This window comes from Chloroflexus sp. MS-G, assembly GCF_000735195.1.
Taxonomy (GTDB): Bacteria; Chloroflexota; Chloroflexia; order Chloroflexales; family Chloroflexaceae; genus Chloroflexus.
Genome location: NZ_JPIM01000024.1, coordinates 1 through 23,888 on the forward strand (window position 1 = coordinate 1; position 23,888 = coordinate 23,888).

The 23,888-nt window shown below is 52.1% G+C and carries 23 protein-coding genes, 1 tRNA gene and 1 riboswitch; of the genes, 5 read left to right on the plus strand and 19 right to left on the minus strand.

Annotated elements, in window-relative coordinates:
• Nucleotides 1–101: 101 nt before the first annotated feature.
• The 12 genes from JE47_RS0106260 to mnmA all read right to left on the minus strand — a co-directional run bounded on the left by JE47_RS0106260 (nucleotide 102) and on the right by mnmA (nucleotide 9,266).
• The gene (locus tag JE47_RS0106260) at nucleotides 102–875 is read right to left on the minus strand and encodes an ABC transporter ATP-binding protein (RefSeq protein WP_031458936.1); all 774 of its coding nucleotides are present in this window, start codon (nucleotides 873–875) and stop codon (nucleotides 102–104) included.
• A 511-nt stretch (nucleotides 876–1,386) separates the two neighbouring features.
• Complete coding sequence (locus JE47_RS0106265) at nucleotides 1,387–2,382, minus strand: ABC transporter substrate-binding protein (protein ID WP_031458937.1); 996 nt, start codon at nucleotides 2,380–2,382, stop codon at nucleotides 1,387–1,389.
• Entirely contained in the window at nucleotides 2,382–3,200 is an 819-nt protein-coding gene (locus JE47_RS0106270) for an ABC transporter permease (RefSeq protein WP_031458938.1), read from the minus strand. Before JE47_RS0106270 ends, JE47_RS0106265 begins: the two co-directional genes overlap by 1 nt.
• Nucleotides 3,193–3,486 carry a thiamine-binding protein gene (locus JE47_RS0106275; RefSeq protein ID WP_031458939.1) on the minus strand — a complete coding sequence of 98 codons (294 nt, stop codon included), beginning with the start codon at nucleotides 3,484–3,486 and terminating at the stop codon, nucleotides 3,193–3,195. The genes JE47_RS0106270 and JE47_RS0106275 overlap by 8 nt, the downstream gene beginning before the upstream one ends.
• A gap of 71 nt (nucleotides 3,487–3,557) precedes the next feature.
• A riboswitch (TPP riboswitch) is annotated at nucleotides 3,558–3,672 on the minus strand.
• Nucleotides 3,673–4,033: 361 nt separating this feature from the next.
• Nucleotides 4,034–4,108: transfer RNA gene (locus JE47_RS0106280), tRNA-Ile, on the minus strand.
• A gap of 365 nt (nucleotides 4,109–4,473) precedes the next feature.
• Nucleotides 4,474–4,749 carry an HU family DNA-binding protein gene (locus JE47_RS0106285; protein ID WP_028457148.1) on the minus strand — a complete coding sequence of 92 codons (276 nt, stop codon included), beginning with the start codon at nucleotides 4,747–4,749 and terminating at the stop codon, nucleotides 4,474–4,476.
• Nucleotides 4,750–4,938: 189 nt separating this feature from the next.
• Nucleotides 4,939–5,469 carry a GTP-binding protein gene (locus JE47_RS0106290; RefSeq protein ID WP_012256561.1) on the minus strand — a complete coding sequence of 177 codons (531 nt, stop codon included), beginning with the start codon at nucleotides 5,467–5,469 and terminating at the stop codon, nucleotides 4,939–4,941.
• A 31-nt stretch (nucleotides 5,470–5,500) separates the two neighbouring features.
• A complete protein-coding gene (locus tag JE47_RS0106295) occupies nucleotides 5,501–6,313 on the minus strand; it encodes a DUF4388 domain-containing protein (RefSeq protein WP_031458940.1) in 813 nt (270 codons plus the stop codon).
• Between the two features lie 40 nt (nucleotides 6,314–6,353).
• Complete coding sequence (locus tag JE47_RS0106300) at nucleotides 6,354–7,289, minus strand: DUF1385 domain-containing protein (protein WP_031458941.1); 936 nt, start codon at nucleotides 7,287–7,289, stop codon at nucleotides 6,354–6,356.
• A 125-nt stretch (nucleotides 7,290–7,414) separates the two neighbouring features.
• Entirely contained in the window at nucleotides 7,415–7,867 is a 453-nt protein-coding gene (locus tag JE47_RS0106305; RefSeq protein WP_031458942.1) for a hypothetical protein, read from the minus strand.
• 65 nt (nucleotides 7,868–7,932) lie between these two features.
• Nucleotides 7,933–8,190 carry a hypothetical protein gene (locus JE47_RS0106310; RefSeq protein ID WP_031458943.1) on the minus strand — a complete coding sequence of 86 codons (258 nt, stop codon included), beginning with the start codon at nucleotides 8,188–8,190 and terminating at the stop codon, nucleotides 7,933–7,935.
• Entirely contained in the window at nucleotides 8,187–9,266 is a 1,080-nt protein-coding gene (mnmA, locus tag JE47_RS0106315; RefSeq protein WP_031458944.1) for a tRNA 2-thiouridine(34) synthase MnmA, read from the minus strand. The genes JE47_RS0106310 and mnmA overlap by 4 nt, the downstream gene beginning before the upstream one ends.
• 85 nt (nucleotides 9,267–9,351) lie before the next feature.
• Here mnmA and JE47_RS0106320 point away from each other — a divergent pair, with 85 nt between their 5' ends.
• The 5 genes from JE47_RS0106320 to JE47_RS0106340 all read left to right on the plus strand — a co-directional run bounded on the left by JE47_RS0106320 (nucleotide 9,352) and on the right by JE47_RS0106340 (nucleotide 16,091).
• Nucleotides 9,352–10,215, plus strand: coding sequence for an alpha/beta fold hydrolase (locus tag JE47_RS0106320; RefSeq protein WP_236631148.1), 864 nt, complete (start codon nucleotides 9,352–9,354; stop codon nucleotides 10,213–10,215).
• A 47-nt stretch (nucleotides 10,216–10,262) separates the two neighbouring features.
• Entirely contained in the window at nucleotides 10,263–11,051 is a 789-nt protein-coding gene (locus JE47_RS0106325) for an alpha/beta fold hydrolase (protein ID WP_031458946.1), read from the plus strand.
• Between the two features lie 247 nt (nucleotides 11,052–11,298).
• Nucleotides 11,299–12,999: a long-chain-fatty-acid--CoA ligase gene (locus JE47_RS0106330; protein ID WP_031458947.1), complete on the plus strand. Its 1,701-nt coding sequence runs from the start codon at nucleotides 11,299–11,301 to the stop codon at nucleotides 12,997–12,999.
• 345 nt (nucleotides 13,000–13,344) lie between these two features.
• Entirely contained in the window at nucleotides 13,345–14,859 is a 1,515-nt protein-coding gene (locus JE47_RS0106335; RefSeq protein WP_031458948.1) for an SPFH domain-containing protein, read from the plus strand.
• Nucleotides 14,856–16,091 (plus strand): SPFH domain-containing protein, encoded by a 1,236-nt coding sequence (locus JE47_RS0106340; protein WP_031458949.1) that lies wholly within the window; start codon nucleotides 14,856–14,858, stop codon nucleotides 16,089–16,091. Before JE47_RS0106335 ends, JE47_RS0106340 begins: the two co-directional genes overlap by 4 nt.
• A 272-nt stretch (nucleotides 16,092–16,363) precedes the next feature.
• On the opposite strand, the gene JE47_RS0106345 is transcribed toward JE47_RS0106340, so the two are convergent.
• Genes JE47_RS0106345 through mtnK form a run of 7 tightly spaced genes read right to left on the minus strand, consistent with a single transcriptional unit; the run spans nucleotide 16,364 to nucleotide 23,886 of the window.
• On the minus strand, nucleotides 16,364–17,332 hold the full coding sequence (locus JE47_RS0106345) for a sugar-binding transcriptional regulator (protein ID WP_031458950.1): 969 nt from the start codon (nucleotides 17,330–17,332) through the stop codon (nucleotides 16,364–16,366).
• Nucleotides 17,329–18,486 carry an ABC transporter substrate-binding protein gene (locus JE47_RS0106350; RefSeq protein WP_031458951.1) on the minus strand — a complete coding sequence of 386 codons (1,158 nt, stop codon included), beginning with the start codon at nucleotides 18,484–18,486 and terminating at the stop codon, nucleotides 17,329–17,331. The genes JE47_RS0106345 and JE47_RS0106350 overlap by 4 nt, the downstream gene beginning before the upstream one ends.
• Nucleotides 18,447–19,637 carry a RuBisCO large subunit C-terminal-like domain-containing protein gene (locus tag JE47_RS0106355; RefSeq protein ID WP_035419103.1) on the minus strand — a complete coding sequence of 397 codons (1,191 nt, stop codon included), beginning with the start codon at nucleotides 19,635–19,637 and terminating at the stop codon, nucleotides 18,447–18,449. The genes JE47_RS0106350 and JE47_RS0106355 overlap by 40 nt, the downstream gene beginning before the upstream one ends.
• Nucleotides 19,637–20,644, minus strand: a complete 1,008-nt coding sequence (locus JE47_RS0106360) for a transketolase family protein (RefSeq protein WP_031458953.1) — start codon at nucleotides 20,642–20,644, stop codon at nucleotides 19,637–19,639. The genes JE47_RS0106355 and JE47_RS0106360 overlap by 1 nt, the downstream gene beginning before the upstream one ends.
• A complete protein-coding gene (locus JE47_RS0106365; protein ID WP_031458954.1) occupies nucleotides 20,634–21,566 on the minus strand; it encodes a transketolase in 933 nt (310 codons plus the stop codon). Before JE47_RS0106365 ends, JE47_RS0106360 begins: the two co-directional genes overlap by 11 nt.
• A gap of 19 nt (nucleotides 21,567–21,585) precedes the next feature.
• Nucleotides 21,586–22,635 carry an S-methyl-5-thioribose-1-phosphate isomerase gene (gene mtnA, locus JE47_RS0106370; RefSeq protein WP_031458955.1) on the minus strand — a complete coding sequence of 350 codons (1,050 nt, stop codon included), beginning with the start codon at nucleotides 22,633–22,635 and terminating at the stop codon, nucleotides 21,586–21,588.
• A gap of 30 nt (nucleotides 22,636–22,665) precedes the next feature.
• Entirely contained in the window at nucleotides 22,666–23,886 is a 1,221-nt protein-coding gene (gene mtnK / locus JE47_RS0106375; protein ID WP_051871079.1) for an S-methyl-5-thioribose kinase, read from the minus strand.
• Between the last annotated feature and the right edge of the window lie 2 nt (nucleotides 23,887–23,888).

Genomic DNA, 23,888 nt, shown 5'->3' on the forward strand with positions numbered 1-23,888 from the left:
GGGATAGTGTCCCTGCTGCGCTCACTATAGGCAAGGAAGGGAAGGATAGTATTCGCACTGTCCTTTTAGCTCACTGCCTCGGCTCCGCTTTCCACCTTTCCCTATTGGGAAGAGGAACGCTCACCACTCATCAAAACCGATTGCAATTGCCGCTTCAGGCGGGCAAAAGCTGGATCGGTAACGAGCGAATACGAACGGGGTCGCGGGAGTTCGACCCGCATTTCCAGCGCAATACGCGCCGGACGTGGGGTGAGAACATACACGCGGTCGGCTAGAATCAGGGCTTCATCGATGTCGTGCGTGACCAACAGAACCGTGCGATCCAGTCGATCCCACAATGCCAGTAGCCATTGTTGCAGTTGAGCGCGGGTGAGAGCATCAAGAGCGCCAAACGGTTCGTCGAGGAGCATGATCGGGCGATGCCAGAGCACAGTGCGGAGAAAGGCAGCTCGTTGCCGCATTCCACCCGAAAGCAACGCTGGTCGTGCATCACCCCAACCTTGTAATCCAAAATCAGGCAGCAGAGAACGGGCTTCCTGACGGGCGGCAGCTACATCGCCCCCTTGCACGACTGTGGCCAGAACGGCATTTTCCACTACCGATAACCAGGGCAGTAAGGCGTCACGCTGCGGCATATAGGCGACATGGCCGCGTTGACCGGTCACATCAACACCATCGATAATGACCGCACCGGTATCAGGGAGTTCCAGACCGGCAATAATGTTGAACAATGTTGTCTTCCCACTCCCACTTGGTCCAATGACGGCAACGAACTCACCTGCGGCGACATACATCCTGATGTCGTCGAGCACCGTTACCATACCGGTTGGGGTGGCGAATGTTTTACGGATCGAATGTAATTCAAGGGTTGCCATCGTTTGTCAATCGTACATTGGCACAGCACGGATAATCTACGTCGGTATCATTCTTGCAATCGCCACGTTTCGCTCTTGCTGAACTTTTCCCTTCCTTACAGAGAGTTTCAGAGTTTTCTGTTCGGGTTGCATTCGATAACCCGACGGTGCAAACCACACAACACCGACGAACGTCAGCGCTTGCCGCAGGAGATCCGCGATCCGTGTGGGTTTGCCGGGTGTGCGGGCCTCTGGCCCGCATTATACAGTGCAGAGCAAGAAACCCTCTGTTAGCCCATCAGCACACCATTGCACCCTACGCCGTTCTCCACTTGCGGCACCTCCATTCCCCACAAGCGGGGGAATGGAAGGTAGAACTCGGCCCTACGGTACAGGAACAGAAGTGACCGGCGAGGCAACGAGGGCTGGTTAGACCAGCGTCGGAACGGGGGGCCGTGCGTCTCCGCACGCACGGTAGAAAAGTTGGGAACTCGGCCGTACTCCTCCTCGCCCCGCTCACTTCATACCCGCATCAAGGTAGAAAGTCATTCGTAAAAGCCTTTTCCGGCTCAATCATTCGGGCAATGAGATTGCGCTCGGCCATCCACTGTGCATAGGCCTGCCAGACCTCCAGTTTCTGCTCCCCCCAGCGAGGAGCTTCTGCCTGATACTGACCGGCCAGATACTGCTGACTCCGCCGTACTAGCTCTGCATCAAGCTCAGGTACCGCCTTCAACAAAATCTCTGCCGCAGCAGCCGGTTGCTCGATGGCAAAACGATAGCCGGCACTAGTTGCCACTAGGAAGCGCCGTACCAGATCGGGGTTTTCGGCGACGAGCTTCTCGCTGGTGATGATAACCGGCGTGTAATAGTCGGGAATGCACTGCACATCATTCATCATCACAATATTCAGAGGGATACCGCGCACCTCAGCCTCTATACCAGTCCATCCCTTAAAAATCCAGACAAAATCAACCTCATCACGTTCGGTAGCGACAAAAAAATCGGAACTCCCGATGTCAACAAACCGTACCTGGTCGAACTGATCGCCAACACCCGCACACTCGAGCAACCCACGAATAACCGCTTCCTCGATTGGTGAACCAAATGCCCCATATTTTTTGCCAATAAAATCGCGTGGGCTGGTGATACCCTCTTCGACCCGACTGGCAAAACCGCTGGTATTGTGTTGAATGATAGCTGCAATAGAGACAATCGGGACGCCTTCCACCCGAGCCTGAGTGACGCCTTCCTGATACGAGATACCAAAATCGAGTCGTCCGGTGGCAACGAGTTGCTCGACCGTACCACCCTCTTGCGCACCGAGAATCTCAACCTGCAACCCTTGATCTGCATAGTAGCCTTGCATCTGCGCCACGTAGAGACCGGTATGGTTCGTATTTGGCGTCCAGTCTAATCCAATCCGCACCGTAGTTAGGGGCCGCTCAGGGGTTGCCGGTACAGAAGTAGTGGCATTGCCACAGGCCGTCAAGACGAATATCAGTACAAGTATCAGCCATTTGCGCATCAGTGTTCTCCTTTCCAGAAGACGATCTTGCGTTCGAGCAAACTTACTAGGGTAAAGAGAACGATAGTTAAAAGCGAAGTGACCAGGGCAGCAACAAAGACCTGATCGGTACGGAAAGCTCGCAACGAGCGGGCGATATAGACGCCAAGTCCAGTGCTGGCGCCGATCCACTCAGCCAAAACCGCACCAATAACACTGTAGGTAATTGCCACCTTAATCCCGGTGAACATAGCAGGCAATGCGGCCCGCAACCGTAACAGGCGCAGCAATTGCCAGTAGTTTGCCCCCATCGCTTCCAGCAAACGGCGCTGATCACGATCGGCGTTCTGCAGGCCATCAATTGTGTTCACCACAATGGGAAAGAAGGTCACCAGGGCGACGACGATCACTTTTGGCAAGAGACCAAAGCCAAAACCAACGACCAAGAGTGGCGCAATCGCCACAATCGGCACTGTCTGTGAAGTAACCAGCAAAGGGTAGATTGCTCGCCGCAACAGGGGCGATGCATCCAACGCTATCCCCAAACTAAAACCGCCGATCAATGCTAAGCTAAAGCCAGGAATGGTGACGGTGAGTGTGGCCAGCGTATGACCGAGCAGGATCGGGAGACTGGCAATCAGTGTCGTTGCGATCCGTGACGGTGGCGGCAGAAGCCAGTCAGGGATGGTAAGATACCAGACGATGCCTTCCCAGAGGAACAGCAAGAGGATAACGAGTAGGATTGACGGGCCGTACTCATCCAGACGACGGCGCCATAGCGCACGAGCCGTCGTCGGCGTCGGTGGTACAGAAATTGGGGCAGCAACCTCGTCACTCATACTTCGCTAGCTTTTCGGCAATTGAAGAACCGTTCGGATCGTAGTCCACCTTAATCAGGGTAAACACACGACTGGCGCCAGCCGCCAGGACGGCTTCTTGAGCTTGCTTGATGACAGCCATAATGGCATCGTAATCACCTTCAATCGTCGTTTCCATCGGCCCGACCCGGTACGGCAGACCGCTTGCAGCCACGACAGCGATAGCAGCATCAACTGCGGCATAGGTTGTTGCCTTATCGGGCAAACCACCGGGCAATACTTCAAAGCTGACAGTGATTGAGGCCATCGTTCACTCCCTTCGATTGACGAACTCCGAAAAACAAAATACCGCCATTCCGACGGTAGGGAATGACGGTATTAAAACCCGTGAAACCTCCCTCCGCTGGCATAACCCAGATCAGGTTCAAAGGGTCAGCGGCATCTGTCGGGCCGCACTCTCAGCCGGACTCTTCCGGCTCCCCCGGTTGTGCAGATGATTTTGGAAAAATAATAGAAGGAATTTGAATGGCTGTCAAGCAGCTTGCGCAGGCTGAGGGCTGTTCAACGTTTGCACCCGACCGGCCTGGCCGGATTGCTGTGCGCTCAGAAAGATGCTGCTTCCAGCGCTGACGAGCAGGTGCTGCTCTGGTCAAAGTTGATAACATCGGCAAGCTCCTCACCTTCCCTGCATACCTCGTTCACTCCCACACGTAAGGAGGGAAAGAGAGAGTTATGGCGGACGGTTGGCAGCCACTCTTGCTGCTCGTACCCCATTTTTCAGCAACCGCATAAAGGTGAAGAGAGCACTCTCTCACTCGAATAAAAATCGGCGACAGCATTATAGCAGTCGCCTCTGGTGGGCCGCCTCGGATTCGAACCGAGAACCTGTCGGTTATGAGCCGATTGCTCTGCCGTTGAGCTAGCGGCCCGTCAGCCTTATTATAGCCGCAGATACAGCTTGCCGTCAATGCGCCACGTGGCACAGTCGGGGCTTTAGGCATTGTCAGATTTTGGTCGTGTTCGTCAGGAGATCGGTTGGGGCGCAGGCGCCGCTGCGCCCGTCCACGGGGATACATCCGTTGCACCGCTACCCACTCCGACAATGGTCGCGAGGTTGGGGCAAGGCAGTGCCTCGCCACGACTGATAGGGTTCATCCGTCGTGGACGTGACTATTTCCTCAGCGTAGTTGCGACTACGAACACAAACTGAAATGAAGATGCTTACGTACACGAAAGGGATACGGCGTTACCGCATCCCTTTCGTTGTTCCTCATATTGGTCTGACAGGCCCAGCCTAGCCCTTTACCGCTTCTTTCAACGTGCTACTGGCACTGAAGCCAGGGGTCTTCGTGGCGGGAATGCGTATCTTCTCACCAGTTTGCGGATTAACCCCATCGCGTTCCTGGCGGGTGCGTACTTCAAACGTCCCGAAACCGGTAAGTGTCACCTTCTCACCACGGGCCAGCGCCTCAGTAATCACATCGAGTGCAGCGTCAATGATCTGCTTCGTCTCTTTCTGTGAAACCTTCGCCCGCTCAGCTACCGCCTTGATAAAATCCGTCTTCTGCATTGGTGCAGTCCTCCTTAACATCCATTCACAACAACCTTTTCAGAAAGCAGTATACCGTATCTGTCAAGACCTTTATCCCTTGCTGATGCGCCAAATGGCTTTTGAAACTTATCAACCGACTTTTATGGCTTTGTAATGAGCAAAAACGATTTCTACTCATCACAAAGCCATGCCAAAAATGAAGCGCATTTAATCTTCGCTGCGCTCTTGGATTACGTAAAGTAATTCAAGCAGCACATTTTTGACGCTCTCCCGATCAGTTGCGGTACAGGGTAACACTTTAATGTGCGGTGGTTGACGCAACGCCAGACGCAACTCTTCTGGCGACCACGCATTAGGGCGATCCTGCTTATTGGCCGCAATCACATACGGTGTATCGCGGTACGAGACGAAAAAATCGATGATTCGGTTCGTCTCTCGGAACGTTTCGGGGCGCGTACTATCGACCAGGATCACCAGACCAAGCATACCTTCGGCCAGGATCTCCCACATAAAGTCGAAGCGTTTTTGTCCCGGTGTTCCAAAGAGATGGAGCACGAGATCATCAGAGATCGCGATGCGCCCAAAATCCATCGCGACAGTTGTTTCCTTCTTGATCAGTCGAGTATCGTCGGTCGCCCGGCGCTCCGTAGAGACAACCTCAATTTCCGAGATCGTCTTAATAAACTCGGTTTTGCCGGCGTTCACGGCGCCGCTGATCACCATCTTTACCGTCTGCACACAGCCCTCCGCTCCGATGCTCCGGCCCCAGCTACATGCTGCGGATCCGATTGATGATCCGGTTAACAAGGCTCTTCTTTAGACGCGGCTGTTCGACCGGTGGCATACCGGCAGCCAGCACACGCTGTCGCTTGACCAACTCCAGCATTCCGGCGGTCAGAAAACCGTAGACCGCACGGCACACATCAAAATCGCTCAACCCAGTCTTTTGAGCAATTTCAGCCAGGGTATCACGACCATTAATCCGGGCAAAGACCTTCCACTCATCAGGGGCAAGGCGCATACCCTTGAGCTTTTCCCCTGGAGGCGCCAGAAAACGAGGCACCAGGTCGGTCGATGGAATGCGATCGCGAATGCGTTCCCATTCATCGATCCGTCGTACCCCCTCCATAATCAGGTGATCAATCGAAATGGGCGTCGGCGCCAGTGGGGCATCAGGCGCCGGACGCTGATTATGCTCGAAGAGAAAATCTCCTTCGGGCCAGGCAAATAACCCGTACACCGACTGCTCGGTATGGCTCATCAGGGCTTGTTGCAACCGATCAGCACTCACCAGACCAGTATCGATCAGAATCTGGCTGAGTGTCAGGCCATTCCCACGTTCGGCTAACAGCCGACAGGCTTGAGCCACTTGATCTGCGTTGAGCACACCGAGTCGTACCAGCAATTCAGGTTTTTCATCCTCTGGACGACGCGCTGCTAACAGTAATTTTCCCTTCTCAAAATACAGGCGAGCCATCTGATCATTATGCGACAGATGCAAAGCACCCGTTTTATACCCGCGATCAACGAGCGAGAGAAAGTCTGAGAGACTGAAATCACGGATATTTCCCACCAATGCCATACATTCCTCCGCTATCGCGGGTCTTGCATCATTGTTTCTATCAGGTCGTTGGTTGCGTATCGACCATTCCAACCATTTTATCTGCGAGTGATGCTGGTTGAGGCTGGACAGACTGATCGGCAGCCAGTACCGGCTCGAACGCAGCAATCGCTGTAGCAATCATATCATCATTTGGCTCACGTGTTGTCAGATATTGGGCGGCCAACGTCGGCGCCAATAACCAGCGCACCCACGGGCGATGGTAGTGATTGGCAGCCAGTTGTTGTACTTCATAGGCGACTGCTGCCACCAATGGGATCAGGATAATGCGAGCAAGAATGCGCTGCCAGACCGGTAGTCCTGAAACTGATAGAAAGATCAGAAAACCAATAAGTGCTACCGCGAGGAGGAAACTAGTACCACAGCGTGGATGAATCCGACTGCACTGTCGTACCAATTCTACTGTCAGCGGTAAGCCCGCCTCATACGCATTGATCACCTTGTGTTCGGCGCCGTGATAGCCGAATACACGATGAATGTCGGGAATGCGGCCAATGGCCACAATGTAGGCGACGACCAGCGCCAGATTGATGCATGCCTCAACGGCTTCGCGCAAGAGGACCGGCGTCCCTAGCTGGCCGATGGCATTCGCCACCAGCGACGGCAACACTACGAAGATACCAATAGCAATAGCGATGGTTACACCGAAGATCAGGGTCTGCACTAGGGGCGACACCTGATCGTTCTCATCGGCAGCCACGACCGAGGCCGAAAAATCAAGGGCCTGACGACCAATAGTGAAGGCTTCGGCCAAAGCGGTAAATCCGCGCAGCAACGGCCAGCGTTGCCAGCGTGCGTGACGGGCAGGGATAGGCAGATCAAGCCGGGCAAAACTCCCATCAGGACGGCGCACGACAACCGTCGCTTGCCGACGACCGCGCATCATAACACCTTCAAGAACTGCCTGCCCACCGTATTTAAACTGTTGTCCACTCATGCCTGCTTTGCTCGTGTCTGCCCGTTTACGCAACGAGTAAAGTCTACTATCCTCTATCTTACCATGCCATCAGGCACCACATTGTATCAAAATTGGGTATTCTTCCATTGTTTATCAGCAGCACACTAACGCTTAGGTTCGTCGGGATTACCACGACGAGCCAGTGTCGTGGCGGCAGCCCGCACACCGGTCACCAGACTCGAGATACGAATAATCGGCGACACAACCCGTTCGGCAACGTAGGTCGTCGTTGTGGTTGCCGTCTGCGCTGAATCACGGACATTATTGGCAATGGTGCGGGCGACATCCAGTGCTTCGTTCGCCTTTGTCAGCGCTTCATCGAGTTTAGGTATGACGTTATGACGTGCCAGACGGTTGATCTGATCGACAACGTAGAGGAGCGCGATCAGAATAGCGATAGATAATACCGCACCGATCAACTGCAATGCGGCCAGAATCACAATAAACACATCGCGCCAGGCAGCTCGAAAATCTTCACCGAGGAAGATCGCGGCGATAATAAAACCGAACAGCACGGCGGTCAACAGGCCGATTCCGATAGCAATCCAACGTAACACAGGGTAACCTCCGTACCTGTCACACAGAATGTGACTGCGAGAGCACTCTAATGCGCTGAATTATATCATGGCCGCAAGCGCGAAACAACTATCAGTAAAACCCAGGCAAGCAGTGACGCTTCCAGCATCGGGATACCGGCCGGCGTCGGCAGGTTAAGCGGAAAACGCCAGCCCAGTAGGGTGGCGATCAGGCAGCCTACGGCCGCAGTTACCCAAAAGATAGGGAGCTGCCGCCACGTGCGTCCGAGCAGAACGTGAGCAAGTGTGGCGTGCGTTGTCGTCAGTAACAGTAAGAGCAACGCGGCAGGCGAAAGAGCACTCATCCGACCTCCGGGCGAGCAATCCAGCCACCACCTAACACCTGCATCCCAGAGTAGAAGACGGCAGCCTGTCCTGGACTGACGGCACGCTGTGGACGTTCCAGCTCAACCAGCCAGCGCCCATCAGTTTGTTGCGACACTCGGGCCGGCAATGGCTCGGCATGAGCGCGCACCTGTACTTCACAGTGGAACACCTCTGCTGGTGGGGCATCATCAACCCAATGTACATCGATCACAGTAAATCGCTCGCGGTTGAGTGCTGCCGCTGGGCCGACGATTAAAGCATTGCGGGCCGGATCGATGGCAACTACGTAACGTGGCTCACCTCCACCTAATCCCAATCCGCGGCGCTGCCCAACGGTGTAGAGTGGTAACCCACGGTGACGACCGATCTCTCGCCCTTCAAGATCGAAAATCGGGCCTGGAACGAGGCTTTCTGGTGCTTCGATCTGCAGCAGGTTCCGATAATCGCCATCGGGGACGAAGCAAATGTCCTGACTCTCTTCACGGTCGGCGCTGGGCAGGCCACGTGCAGCAGCCATTTCACGAACTTCGCGCTTGGTGTATGAACCGATCGGGAAGAGTAAGCGAGACAGTTCGGCTTGACCGAGCATATGGAGCATATACGACTGATCTTTCTCGGCATCGACAGCCCGCCAGAGCTGATAACGCCCGCTATGAGTCTGCACCACTCGCGCATAGTGACCGGTAGCGACGGCATCAAAGCCTAACGTCCGTGCCCGGTCGAGCAAAGCGCGAAACTTTATCATCCGGTTACACTCAACGCATGGGTTAGGTGTCAGGCCATGCGTGTACGCACGGATAAAATAGTCGATCACGTGACGGCGAAATTCGCGTTGATAGTTGAAGACGTAGAAAGGAATACCGAGCAATGCACAGACCCGCCGGGCACTGGCTGCCGCCTCTGCCGCACAACAGAGACTCTCGCGCAGTCCGTGGTCATCGTCATCCCACAAGTGCATTGTCACACCGGTCACCTGATGACCGGCCTCAAGAAGAAGGGCGGCGGCCAATGAACTATCAACGCCTCCGCTCATTGCTACCAGAATGTTTGCCATACGTTATGATACCTGTCATCTAGAGAATCTGCCGGTCAATTGATTTTAAAACGGTATAATTGTCTGTCAGTTGTTTGCGAATACTGTGACATCCGCTTACTTTATTATGGTAACGCATATCGAACACTGCTACCATCACCGGCTCGGCCTGAGTTATCTCACCGCCGGTGAAGAAGGACCAGCGATCGTTTTTCTGCATGGCTGGGGTGCCTTCAAAGAATTGTGGTGGAGCACCCTACGCGATCTGGGTCGCGATTACCGCTGCTTTGCAATTGATATGCCAGGTCACGGCGAGAGTCGGCTTGGTCAGGCCGATCAGATTGAACGAATCGCTACACTTGTCGCCGATTTTTGTGCCGATCTCGGCTTGACGGCTATCATTCTTGTTGGTCATTCAATGGGTGGCAGTGTAGCGGTTGAGGTAACCCTGCGCTACCCTCATCTGGTTCGGCGCCTGGCACTTATCGATGCTGCCGTTGATGCCTATCGGATGCCGACCTACACCCGTCTCTACCTCTTGCCCGCCATCGGCTGGCCTGTTTTCCGCATCACACAGGCTATCGGACGGGCGTTCCGCCCGATTGGTCAGCGTATCCCTCACGATCACGGCGGCGGTTGGATTCGGCCATGGGTACGGCGAGCCTCGTACCTTGCCACCTTTGATCCAGAAGGATTGTACCGCATTTTACGATCACTTTTTGCGACTCGTGCCGATGAGCGTCTGCAACAGATTCGGGTGCCAACGTTAGTGCTTACCGGGCAATTCGATAGTCTTGTGCCCCCCTCGCATGCTCGTCGGTTGGCACAAGTTATCCCTGGCGCCCGATACGTTGTACTCCCGGCCAGTATTCATAACCCGATGGACGAGCGACCAGGTGCATTTACCCGCGCTCTGCGGGCATTTCTCAGCGATGATGACGAAGATGGCAGATCGGCAGAGAGAATGTAGAAAATATGTCTCTGCACTATCAATTGTAAATTCGGAAAGCTACCTGTATGAACCTGGAACCCTATCGCAAAGAGATTCAGCTTGCCGGAACTGCGCCGGTACGTTTGAGCGTCGTTGATGTTGGGCCACTAGACGGTGAACAGCAGGGAACCATTGTTTGTATTCATGGTTGTGCCGGTCATCTCGAGCAATGGGTACACCAGATCGAGCATTTAGCCGGTCGCTATCGTGTTATCGCTCCAGACTTACGTGGTCATGGCCGTTCAGAAGTGGTCAATTCGGCCTATTCACTCGAAGAGTTTTTGTGGGACATCACCCAATTGTTGACACGCTTGCAAGTGGAAGAGCCGTTCATTCTCATGGCCCACTCGTTTGGTGGGCCGATTGCAATCACGTTTGCCGCCAGCCAACCGCAGCGCGTCAGTCGCCTCATTTTAATTGCCACTGGGCCAGAAATGCATCTGCATCCACTGCACGAGCGCATCGTCAAACTACCAATCTCGCTGGCAATGCTCGAAAGACTACGGCCGATCCTGATGCCCAAAACGTATGCGCCGGTTAAAGTCATCCAGCGGGTGCTGGCCGGTACGCTGTTTCGCTGGAACGGACGTGCGGTATTACCTCAAGTTCAGACGCCGACCCTGATCATTGCCGGTCAGTGGGATTTTATCGCCCCCGTTTCACAGGCCCGTGAAAGCCAGCGCCTGATGCCCAACGCCCGCCTTGAGATCGTGCGTTATACTCGTCATCTCCCGCATCTCGAACGCCCCGAAGCGGTGAACCGTTTGATCGACCGTTTTCTGGCCGGGCCACGGAGCTGGCGGGAGGAGGTATGAGGGAGATGCACGACTAGATCAGGCGAAAACTTTGAAAACCCCGCATCCGCACACCTTGTCGTCACTTGGCCGTGGATGAAACTTGTCGATGGATGTACGAGTGCAGCGCCTGCTGCGTCCCGACCGATTTTCTTGTGCAATAGGATTTCTCTGATAGGTGCTTATTGACATTCGTCGTATCACCATTCATAATCGATTCGAAGCTGATGTATGCCTTATCATTCTCATTCCCGTTCAGAGATAGCACATGAGCAGTGATCTGTTTACCTTACGACCATGGGTGCGTCACTACGATCCAGGTGTACCAGTCACCCTCAACCTTACCCCGGAACCACTACCGGCTCTGTTGCAACGTGCTGCCGAGCGCTACGCCGACATTCCAGCGATTGCATTTTACGGTCGGACACTCAGCTATGCGCGCCTGTGGGCAGAAGTTACTCAATTCGCCCGCGGTCTGTTGAACGCCGGTTTTCAACCTGGCGAACGGGCGGTTATTTTGTTGCCGAACATTCCCCAGGCCGTCATTGCCTGTTACGGTGTTCTCCTAGCCGGCGGGATTGTCGTGTTAGCGAACCCTGTCTTTGATGCTGAGGGCTTTGCCCACGAAGTCGAGGACTCTGGGGCAACCACCGTGATTGCCCTGAGTATGTTTCACCAGTTGATCGAACAGGTACGGGCAAAGATGCCCATCCCTCGTCTGATCTATACAAATCTGAAGGAATATCTGCCTTCAAGCCAGCGTGTTCTGTTCACGCTGCTGCGCCAGGAACGAGAAGGTCATCGGGTACCCGATGCGCAGGCACGTCAAGCCATCTGGTTTCAGCACCTCTTGGCGGACGGTCAGACCGGTGATCTTCCCCATCTCAATGCCAGCGATCCCGCCGTTATTCTTTACACCAGTGGCACGACCGGTACTGCCAAAGGGGTCTTGCACCGTCACGCAAGTCTGTACGCCAATGCCATCCAAACCCGCATGTGGTACGCTGATGCGGAAGAGGGCAATGAGCGGGTGTTATGTGTCATTCCTTTTTCGCATGCCTACGGTATGACGGCCTGCATGAATGTCGGTATTACGTTAGGAGCAACGCTGATCTTGTTACCGACCTTCGAGACGCACAATGTATTGCACGCGATTCGACGAGAACGGCCCACCATCTTCCCCGGTGTGCCACCAATGTACGCCGCCCTCAATGAAGTTCGCGATGTCCGTAAGTACGGATTATCTTCGTTGAAGAGTTGTTTGAGCGGCGCCGCACCGTTACCGGTAGAGGTACAAGAAGGTTTTGAGCGCATTACACGCTGTCGATTGGTTGAAGGCTACGGATTGACCGAGGCCGGTCCGGTAACACACGCTAATCCACTGCGCGGCACGCGGCGCGCAGGTTCAATTGGGATTCCGATCCCTGATACAGAAGCCCGGATCGTTGATCTACAGAGCGGCGATGATCTGCCACCCGGCGCGATCGGCGAGCTATTGGTGCGAGGTCCACAACTGATGGCCGGTTACTGGCAAAACCCCCAGGCCACTGCTGAAGCGTTCACCCCTGATGGCTGGTTACGAACGGGCGACATCGCCCGTATGCTACCCGACGGCTATTTTCAGATTATCGAACGTAAGAAAGAGATGATCATCGCCGGTAACTACAACATCTACCCTCGCGATTTTGAAGAGGCCTTATACGAACACCCAACGGTCATCGATGCCGCCGTGGTTGGGGTACCGCAACCTGACGGCAGAACCGAAGTACATGTTTTTGTTGTCACTCGCCCCGGTGAACAGGTAAGTGAAGCTGAGGTCTTGGCTTTTCTGCGTGATCGGATCAACCTACCGATTGTTCCTGACAAAATTGAGTTTCGCGAAGCACTCCCGCGCAGCTTCATCGGTAAACTCTTACGCCGACGGTTGGTAGAAGAGTTGCTGCAACGTGAACAACGATCCGGTGCTTGAGTGCCGTTGAATGACCCGCGAGAGCATGCTGACCGATCAACGCAACATTAGGTTCACAGAAGGATCATCTTGCAACTTCCAGACGATAAGTCTCGTATATACATTACAGGACAGGCTTCACACAATAATCTCTTAGCGAAAAACTGAAAAACGCTCCAAAATACCTGAGGATGCGGGGCTCTGTACCGCACGATGTCGTGATATAGAATCCGCTCCAAGCTAACGACCATACCTCAAGAGTGCCGATAAGATACCTTGTATACCTGTGTATCCTGCGGATATGGTGGATTGCAAGATACTTATGTCATCTTGCTGAACAACCGCTCAAGCGAAGAAGGAGAGGTTATGAACCGCTTGCAACGAGGTCTTGCTACTGCCAGGCAAATCCTGGAAAGCGGTGAACTCGAACAACTACAAATTAAAGCCAGCGACTTCATTTCCCAGCGTTCGGGCAACGAGAGTGGCGCCACCCGCATCGAGCAAATGAGTGTCTTGCTCGATGAAGCTGCCGAGTTACTCAATCGTAACTTTCAGCAACGAGAATCTGGCGGGCAAATCGCCAACGTTATTTCCCCGGTCGTTATCCCACGCGATCCACGATCTTCGTTCTGGATCGCTATCACGATTGTGTTGGTAGTGATTGGCCTGATCGGCTGGCTCTTTAGCCTGATCATCGACACTGTTTCGTTTGGCTTCACCAACCTGAGTCTCGTGCTGTTTGGTCCCCATTACTGGCTGCTCATCGTTGGGTATGTTGTTTACAGCCTTTGGCGCAACACCTTCATTATGGTACCCGACGGGTGTCAGGCACTGATCACCCGTTTTGGCAAACTCGAAGAGATTGCACCAGCGGGGCGGAAAGTCTTACTCGATCCATGGAAACGGGTGAGCTACATCGTCAATGTCACTCGTGAATATCCGTACAACGCTCCAATTCGTGAAGCACCGACAGCCTCGCGGGTTAATGCCTCAGTAGACCTCTTCCTGCAATTCAAGATCGAGGACCCGGCAGCCTTTATCTTCACCCTGGGTGGCGCCAAGGGCTTTCAAGAGAAGTTACAGAACGCGGTGAGTGAAGTTACCCGTGCCCTCATCTATGAACAACGGGCTGAGGCCATTTACGATCTAGTTGGCGAGAGCACGCAAAACCTGCTCAACACCCTGAACCAGCAATTTCTCCCCGCAGTACGCTTTGTCAACGCCAACATCACCCACGCCGAGCCTTCCAGTCCGGAATACCGGATCGATCTCGCCAAACCAGAAATGATTCGGGTTGCGAAAGAGGCATACACCTATGAATACCAACTGGCTCTGCGCAAAGAACAGGACGAAGGCGATCTGAATCGTGAATTAACTAGCCTACGTGAGCAGTTGTCGGCTATTCAGGCCGAAATTGCCACCTACCAGGCCCAGATCGATACGGCTCGTGAACGAGAAATTCATCGAGCGAATGCTTACGCCAGCCAGTTGCTCAGCGAGGCCGAGAGTGCGGCGCGGGCTAATGCGGCGTTGCTCGAAGCTCAGGCGCTCGATATTCGTGCGGTAGGTGCCGCACGGTATCCTGAAATCTTGCAGTACCGCTATCAACAAGATATTCTCGACCGACTCGAAGCAGTAGCTGACCATCTGCCGCAAATTGTCCAGGTCAGCAGCAGTGACGATACGGTCATCGACTATCTGGCCTTGGCGCAACGAATGCTGGGTATTACCGATACTCAACTCTATTCACCGGAAGACGTTGCTGCGATTCGCAGCCGCATGCAAGAGATTCGCCAGCGGATTTTGGCCCGCACCGAACAGATCAAGCAAGTCATTGCAGGCGGAAGCGATCAGACCGATACGAAAGGAGATAACCAGTGAGCGATACCCGACGTGAATTTTCCCGCATTCGTGAGGCGGTAGCAACCTGGAACCGTATCCGGCAACTTCTCCGTTCGGGTGAAGAGGGCCAACTGGTGCCGGTGGTGATCCCCAAAGATCGACGACGAGCACGCTGGCTTTTCCCACTGGCAATCAGCTTATACCTCCTCGGCGTGGCTGTTTTCAGTGGAGGTATTTTTGGTGGCCTGGTGCTGTTGCTGGCATTTTTGATGTTCATTGCTGCGGGCATTTCATTCTTCCTCAACGCAATTGTGGAGATAGAGCAAGGAACCACCGGTATTCTCTCGCACTGGGGGCAGATCGTCGGTACGCTGCCACCGGGCCGTCATTATCTATGGTGGCCATGGGAGAAGGTGGAAGCGGTGGTTGATACCAGCACTGAAATCCCATACACTGCACCGGTGATGGCGGCGCCAACTCGTGAAAATGTACCACTGAAGTCGATAGAGTTTTTCTTGAAATTCCGGATTGAAGACCCGATCGCCTTCTTCCGCCGATTGGGAGCAAGCAACTTTGATCTGGTGCTGAGTAGCGCTGTCCAGGATGCCATTCGCCAACGGGCGCGACGGGTCGAAACCGAACGCGCATACGACCTGCGCGGTAGTGATGTTGGTGATATGCAAGAGTTGCTTAATCGCCAACTCGCTCGTTATGGCGTTCGCATCACTGGTGCCAATATACCTGACGTGCAATTACCCGATCAGTATCAGCAACATCTGGCCACTCGTGAGCGGGTTGCAAAAGAATTGCAGGCATACGAACGGGAGTGGGAGCTGATTAAAAAGCAGCGGATCGATAGCTTGCTGCTAGAAATCGAACGGGCGAAAAAGGTGCGCGATGCCAAGCTGGTTGAGGTACGGGCAGCGATTAACAAAGCCCGCGAGGATGTGGCTCGCATGCTGCAAGAGAAAGAGACCGAAGCCCAGCGAGTACGCTGGGAAATTGAGGCGCGTGGTCGGGCAACGCTCCGCCAGGCCGAGAACGAGGCGCGTGGCCTGGAATATCTGGGCCAGGCTTATCAAGATAACCGGGCCGTATTACAGTATGAACTTGCCCGTCGCCGTTTACAGGTCGCTGAAACGTTGATGAAGCGTGCGCCGCGTCCGATAGTGGTCCAAAGTGATGGTGGAGATACTTCAGCATTAACCACTTTGATTACAGCTCAATTGCTACCGAAATTAGCCGGTAATGCTGATGGCGCGACGGGATAACAACATCCACATTTTAGATGACAAGTATTCCTCGCCAAGTCCACTGCTTTCATTGCTCTATGCCTCAATGGTGCAATGTACCTACAGAGGCACTGAGGACACAGAGCATAGTATAAAGATTTGCTTCTAACATCCACATATACCCACTCTTGTGAGAGGGGATAGGGGTGCTCGCAAATTGTTTCCGGGTACCCTTCTGTCCTTTTATCCTGTAGTACCTTCAGCCTACAAGTTCTGCCTAATATAACAAATTAATACTGGTATGATGGCTTTCACATAACTCTTTGAAAACGCTTAATCACCTTCAAGGCTGTATCTGTGTCTGTTACTAAAGTATGACAGAGTCTACCATGAATTGCCGCTGTAATCGCGTCCACTTTGTGATCACCCGCTGCAATGACCACCACATGCGGAATTTGTCGAATGATCTCCCATTCCAGAGAAATAACACGTGACTCCCATGGACACGGGACATGGCGCCCTTGTTCGTCATAATAGCGCATTAATATCTCACCGACTGCTCCCCGTTCTTGCAATTGCCGGATATCCAACGGCGATAGCAGACCAATTCGGACAAGTGTCGTATCATTCCCAACATGACCAAGACCCACATATGCAATGTCTACTCGTCGTACCTCTTCGAGAACCTGCTGTAAACTCGGTTCTTGCAGAAGGGCCTGACGAGTTTCCTCGCTGGCAACTAAAACCGGCGCGGACAGAGTTTTCAACTTTGCGTTCAGACGCTGTGCTACTAACCAACTAATCGAATATGGATTGGATTGACCTACCATCGTACCGGCCAAGTCGCATACCGTCAGAGTATAGCGCTTTTTCGGGGTATAGATGTATGGAGCCATCCGCGAAACGGTTGTACTCCATCCCATACCGATCCGCAGTTCATTCCGTAGTTGCCGATAGAGGTGATCAGCAGCAGCTTTTCCGACCGCTTCCAAGGTTTCCTCAAAATTGCGACGACTCTGAACAATCAGAACCTCCTTCAGCGATGTAGCTGCAAGTAAACGCTGCTGTAGCTCAAACTCTTGCGGAAGTGGGCGGGTAATGCGGAACTCCACAATCCCTTCACGACGGGCTTTTTGTAGGAGTCTAGTAACCTTAATGCGTGGGATGCCAAGGTGTTTGGCAATCTGATCGTGAGTCAAATCTTCATGGTAGTATAGCCATGCGACTACTACCATAAGACCATCGCTGTTGGTATCGCCACTCATTATTGTACGTTTCATATATTCCTCAAAAGCTGCAAAATGGTCGACTCTGCATCAGCAAGTGCTTTTCTTGCCGATTTTTCACCTATAAATGCCGCATATACTGTTGGGTACATCACTCCTAATATATCACTCAACTTATGCGTAAATGGCAGCGTGCGGCAGCGCTGTAACATCTCCCATTGTGCAGGCAACCAAAAGTAGCGCTGGAAATTTTGGCTTGAATATGTACTGATTCGGACTGGACTTCCAGCAACCCGCAGTATGTATTCGTCCATTTGCTGATTAGCAATTCGCAATAACCATTCAGCTACACTGCGCCGTGTTGATTGGGGCTGATGTGCAGGCAAACCAATTCCCCATGTTGCATTCCATGGCTGAGCATATACTCCAGCACGATACGGTACAACGTTACTGGATTCTACCGCACTACCAAAGATTGCGCTGGCCTGCCCGCCCCAAGTGGTCGCCATACTCACCCTGTTCTCCTTCAGCACACGACCAATTTCAAGATTACCATATGTATGCACATCAGGAGGACAGTATGATTTCAGAGCGATGTATGCTTCTAGAGACTCCACTGCTTGTGGCGTTGTGAAAACCGGATGCAGGTCTCCATCAAGGAGCTCTCCACCGAAATCCCACAGGAATGGAAGCCAATCGAGAAACATCTCACTAACAGCCGCTTTCAAAGCAATACCATAGCGTTCAGGGGGACGATGAGCTTTTCTTGCGACATCGATCAACTGAGTAGGGCGTATGATTGGTGTCGTTGTTCCATTAAATAAATCTGCTACATCTGCGTGGAAGAAACAGATATGACCATCCGAGAACCAAGGTACAAGGTACAACTCACCCGCTCTGCTGCACTCCTTACGAACTGACGGGAGAATATCATGCAGACAATAATCTGTGACAACTGCTGCATCTACCTCATCTAACGGAAGGGGTACCACCAGGCCAGTATGAATGAGAGAGTCTAGCCAGACATGGCCAGGAATGAAAATAGCCTGAAATGGACAAGGGTTTGATTTCAGGCTTTCGAGTAATGTTGTATAGTAGTCTTCCCAACGAACAATCTCGATCTGCGCATCCAAATCAGGGTTCTTTGACAGCAGAAGTTGTAATGCCTCTACTGCTGGATCATTTGGGCCAAGTAATCGGATTGCCATGAGTATCTCCTTCCTTGCAAAACCGACTCTCGAAATAGTTGACTCGCTTTTTGCAAACCCTGTGGATGACGATGCAAATCTCCACCTATCAGCAGGATTACATCGTTGCCGTAAGTTTCAATCATTTCGGCAATTCTTTCTATCTTCATTCCACCTGCCGGAGCCGGAAAAATTGGGCGTAAATGTGCCATGGGTTCGCAAGCTGCCTGAGCGATAGAGAGACATTCTTCACGAGAGAAGGAAAACCGACCGCCAAAATTGGGAAAGATAACAATATCAGCTCCGGCCAGGCGACCAATCAACCCAAAGATTACACGATGGGAAATACCGTTAAGTGGAGAAGTAACAAAACTACCTAAAAAAGTAGGATGATACAACAGCGGCAGAGCTATCCGATCATCGTCTGCCAATGCTTGCATTCGGTCAAAGCCGACAATACCGGGTGAAACCAACAATGCACCAGCACCGGCTTGTTTAGCGAAGTATGCCCGTTCAAACAATTGGTCGCCAGGAGCGGTAACATTTGGTGCATAGAGGCTTACCCTACCGGATTGCTGATTCGCCTTCTGTACCGACTCCACGCAACGACTCACCCGTTCGCGGTAAGGTGCGAACGATTGATCCGTAAGACCGTGATCGTCTTTGATAATGTCCACTCCACCCAGCGCAAATTCGTATGTTTGTCGTGATAACTCGGCCACTGACAGCCCCATCGGCTTGATCGCCGTACAAAGGAGTGGTCGATCTGAGACTCCTACTAGCGAGCGAACACCTGAAATACCAAAACGAGGACCGCGATAATCACGCAATAGCGCTTCTGGCAAATGCAAATCCTGCACTCGGATACCAGGTTTAAGACTGATATTCCCAAAAATGACATTCAGAAACTGGGTAAGCTCACCTTGCACAATTTCAACAGCATAACTGATGCGAACACGAAATGTATTATTATCACAAGCCTCTACTTCTTCTATCCGACCAATAATTGAGCTACGAATATCATCATCTGGAACTAAGTCGGCTGGAAATTCTATTGTCTGCTCGACACAAATATCTTCAGCCTTTCGCATCACCTCTTCGTGATTACCGACAATGTGATACACGACAGAAAAACGTTCACCACTGAGACTTAACTTAGTCGGCGCTAACATCACAGATCCTCCGCTTTACTTGCTGAGCGAATTGGTTGCTGAACAGTTGCCTGCAAATCGTGTTCATCGATTTCGATATGTATGTCTAACAGTTGTTCAACACCACGAACGAGCGCAAGTGCATCAAGACCATAGTATTTCATCAAATAGGTTTTACTCCCTCCGTGCGCAAAGGTATCTCGAAGGCCGATGCGTATCAGACGCTTGCCTAATCCGGCTTCAGCTATCGCTTCCGCTACAGCTGAACCTAGTCCACCAATAATTGTGTGATTCTCAAAGGTTATTACACCGTATTTGACCTTTGATGTTATCTCAATCACCTCGTGAGCATTAAAAGGTTTAAGGGTATTTACATGCACATGGTAAACCGATACCCCGGCTTCCCTAAGGATAGACGTTACCTTTAACGCCTCCTCAGTGCAAATCCCGCTGCTGAATAGGGCAATATCACTTCCTCTGGAGAGAATACGCGCTTTACCGACCTGCAACGGCTCTGCTGGATCAAACAGACGTGGAATGTCGCCGCGTAACTGACGCACATACACTGGCCCGCGAATTGGCTGAATAGCATCGAACACACTTTCTACCTCAGTGGCATCCCCGGTTTCGATGACGGTCATGTTGGGGATAGCACGCATAATCGCTATGTCATCAATCGCCTGATGAGTAGCGCCGCCAGGGGTGGTAATACCGGGTAGGAATCCGAAGATACGTACCGGAAGGTTAGGATAAGCAATAGACATTTCAATTTGATCGAGGGCACGCCGGTAAAGAAAGACGGCAAACGTGTGCACGAAGGGCGTGAAGCCCTCACGAGCCATTCCACCGGCAAAGCTCATCATATTTTGTTCGGTCATGCCGAACGAGTAGAAACGATCTGGATAGGTATCACGGAACAAATCAACCTCGGTAGAGCTGGTCAAATCAGCAGAAAAGACTACCACTTCAGGTTTGTCTTTTGCCCACTCGACTAGTTTACGAGCATGAACTCGTGACTCAAGCGCCATGAATACCTCCGTTCATCATCATCAAGAATTCGCGGTAACGTTGTTTTTCCGCTTCGTCTTTAAAGCGCACATAATGCAGACGAGGACGTCGCTCCTCTAGCAATGGTATACCCTGACACGGATTGGTACGAGCGACGACGAATAACGGTCTACCATCAGGTGGTAATTCAGCAGGAGCTGCTAATGCTTCAACGTCATGACCATCTACCTCAAATACCCGTGCACCAAACGCAGCCAAGCGCTCCTTGATCGAACCTATCTCCATAACTGTTTCAATCGCGCCATCTGCTGATTGGCCGTTTGCATCGATATACACACCAACCGTATCCAGCTTGTAGAAGACAAGTGTTTCAACCGCCTCCCAGGTTTGCCCAATCCAAAACTCACCATCAGACATGAACACCCAATTACGACCGGTATGTCCCTTAAGCCGACGCGCAAGCGCAATACCGGCTGCCTGACTAAGGGCCTGACCTAACGATCCCGCCATCAGTTCGTGACCGGGTGAATGCTCAGCGCCGATCATCTCTACGGTACTCCCATCTTTATTGAACATCTCCAGACCCTGTGCGTCCATGCGCCCCACTTCAACAAGCAGAGCGTATAAGGCTAACGCGCAATGAACAGGAGAAATGAAAAAACGGTCTAACTCGGGTTTGTACGGGCCGTTATATGCAGCGCCACTAAAGTAATTAGGATTGGTCCTACTCGGTACACCGGGGAAAGGTGGTGGGATACGCGATGCACAACTCTCGCCAATACGCATAACACGAGTGTAGAGGGTGGCCAGAATCTCGGCTGCTGAACATGCCTGACTCAGGTACCCGCCGTTATTGCGGATGGTAAAATCCAGGACGCGACGGCGAATACCGTGGGCAACCCGCTTAGTATGTTCATGCCAGGTCGTAGATATTGCTTGCATACCTGTCAATTCCCTCACTTCATTGGTCCGTATTCATTAAGCGAGCGAGGCTCTCGGTAAAAGGAGGGTACGCAATACCCTTTTCCGTAATAATTGCGGTAATCAGGTCGGCTGGAGTGACATCAAAAGCATAATTCAACTCTGGTGAACCCTGCGGTACCACTCGTTCTGATCCCACATGCGTAATTTCCTCCGCGCCCCGTTCCTCGATAGGAATATCGTCGCCACTACAAATACTCATATCAATCGTGCTTGTAGGCGCAGCTACGTAGAACGGCACCCCATGGGCTTTGGCAACGATTGCCAGGTTATAGGTACCTATCTTGTTCGCCGTATCACCATTGGCAGCAATACGGTCAGCACCAACGACGCATAGATCAATACCTATTTTCCTCATCACCAAACCCGAAGCCCCGTCAACAATAACCGTATGGGGTATCCCAAGCTGATTCAGCTCCCATGCCGACAGTTTAGCGCCCTGTAATCGTGGACGGGTCTCATCCAGGTAGGCGTGAACTTGTTTGCCACTTTCGTGAGCAATCCGAATAATACCGAGAGCAGTACCGTAATCTACCGTTGCCAGGCTACCTGTATTGCAATGATGCAGAATCTTGGCCGGGTTGGGGATGAGTGGCTGTGCATTCAGACCGATCTGCTTATTAGCTCGAACATCCTCTTCGGCAATTGCATGTGCTTCACGGAGAATAACTTCACGGAGCGCGTCAGGTCTTAACGAAAGGCTAGCGTAAACTTTATCCATCACGCGCTGAATAGCCCAAAACAGATTGACGGCGGTAGGTCGGGAGGCGCGCAGCAATTCGGCAGCTTGCTCGACTTCTCGCACCATATCGGTTGTTCGCTGAGCAACAGAATGCAAAGCGGCTAGTGCTAGACCATAGGCAGCAGCCGTACCAATTGCTGGCGCACCGCGCACAACCATAGCACGAATAGCCTCGGCAACCATCTGTGGATCACGCAATTCGAGGTAGACAGTTTCCGCTGGTAGCTTGCGCTGATCCAACAGCCTCAAGGAATTGTCTCTCCATTCAATGCTACGAAATGTTGTCATAGAACTATTCCTTCTCTTGACACTCATCGACTAAATTGAGGGACGAGCTGCCAAAAGCATCTCCACAGCCTGCCGAATATCTTCTACACGATACCGCTGTTTCAACCAGGAAGTAGCGATATTTAACCCCAAACTTTCGGCAGTAGCACGAATATGAGGATCATCGATTGTCCAAAAGTCGTGTACATGTGCCATGCCTATCAAACGACGCATCATTTCGGCTGCACCGAAACCAAGCGTATCCTGTAGCAGATTGCGCATGTACTTGACTCGAAAGGCTGCTGAGGGCCAATCACCGTTACCCTGATTTTCCCAAAGTGTCAGGAATTCCTCTTCAAAGATATTCCAGGTTCGCACAATCAGATCGGCCAACCATTGACGATAAGCAGTTCGTTTGGTGTCGTCTTTTGCATGGTATTCCTGAGCAGCGTAAGAGAGTGCTAGATTACCAAGGTAAGAACCGATGTCATGACCTATTGGACCGAAGAAGGCGAATTCAGGATCGACAACCTTGGTTTCTTGCACGTTCAGCATAATTGAGCCAGTATGCAGATCGTTATGGATCAGCGCCTGGGCGTGGCTCATATAGCGCTCTTTCAGCAGGAAAATTTCCGAGCGCAGATCGTCATCTGCATAGATAGATCGCACCTGAGGCTCTAACAGGCTAGTGTAACGATTATTGGGATGTTCCATGTAGGGCTGGGTAAAGACCAGATCTTCTTGTACCTTACAAAGCACTGGATTGATAAAACGTGGTACCCACGCTTTCTTTTCAGTAGAACTTAAATACAAATCCGATGTATAAAAGAGTGTACGTGCCATGAACAATCCCATGTGACGATCTACATGGGGATACTCTATTTGTTGCATCAATCCTTCACGCATCACCAGATGACGGTTCAGATCTTCCATAATAATAATGTAACGGTTTTCATCATAATAGTAGATTTTTGGGGTCTGATCCGGACAGTAGCGTGCTTGATTTTGTAAGAAATCGTACTCAATACGTGAACGATCTACGGGCATTTTGAAATCAGGGTAGCGCCAGGCATACGGCAGTGCTTGCTTGACAATGACACTTTGCTGAGAGTTGTGCAATGCTGAAACTCGAAAGATCAGATTAACATTTCCTTCAGATATTTGACAGGCTGCAAACTCAGAGACTCCTGCAAATACCTGCTGATGAACCGGTGTCGTTTTGAGGTAATCTACCACTGTTTGAGTGGTTAAAGCTACGACTTGTGGTTCCATGT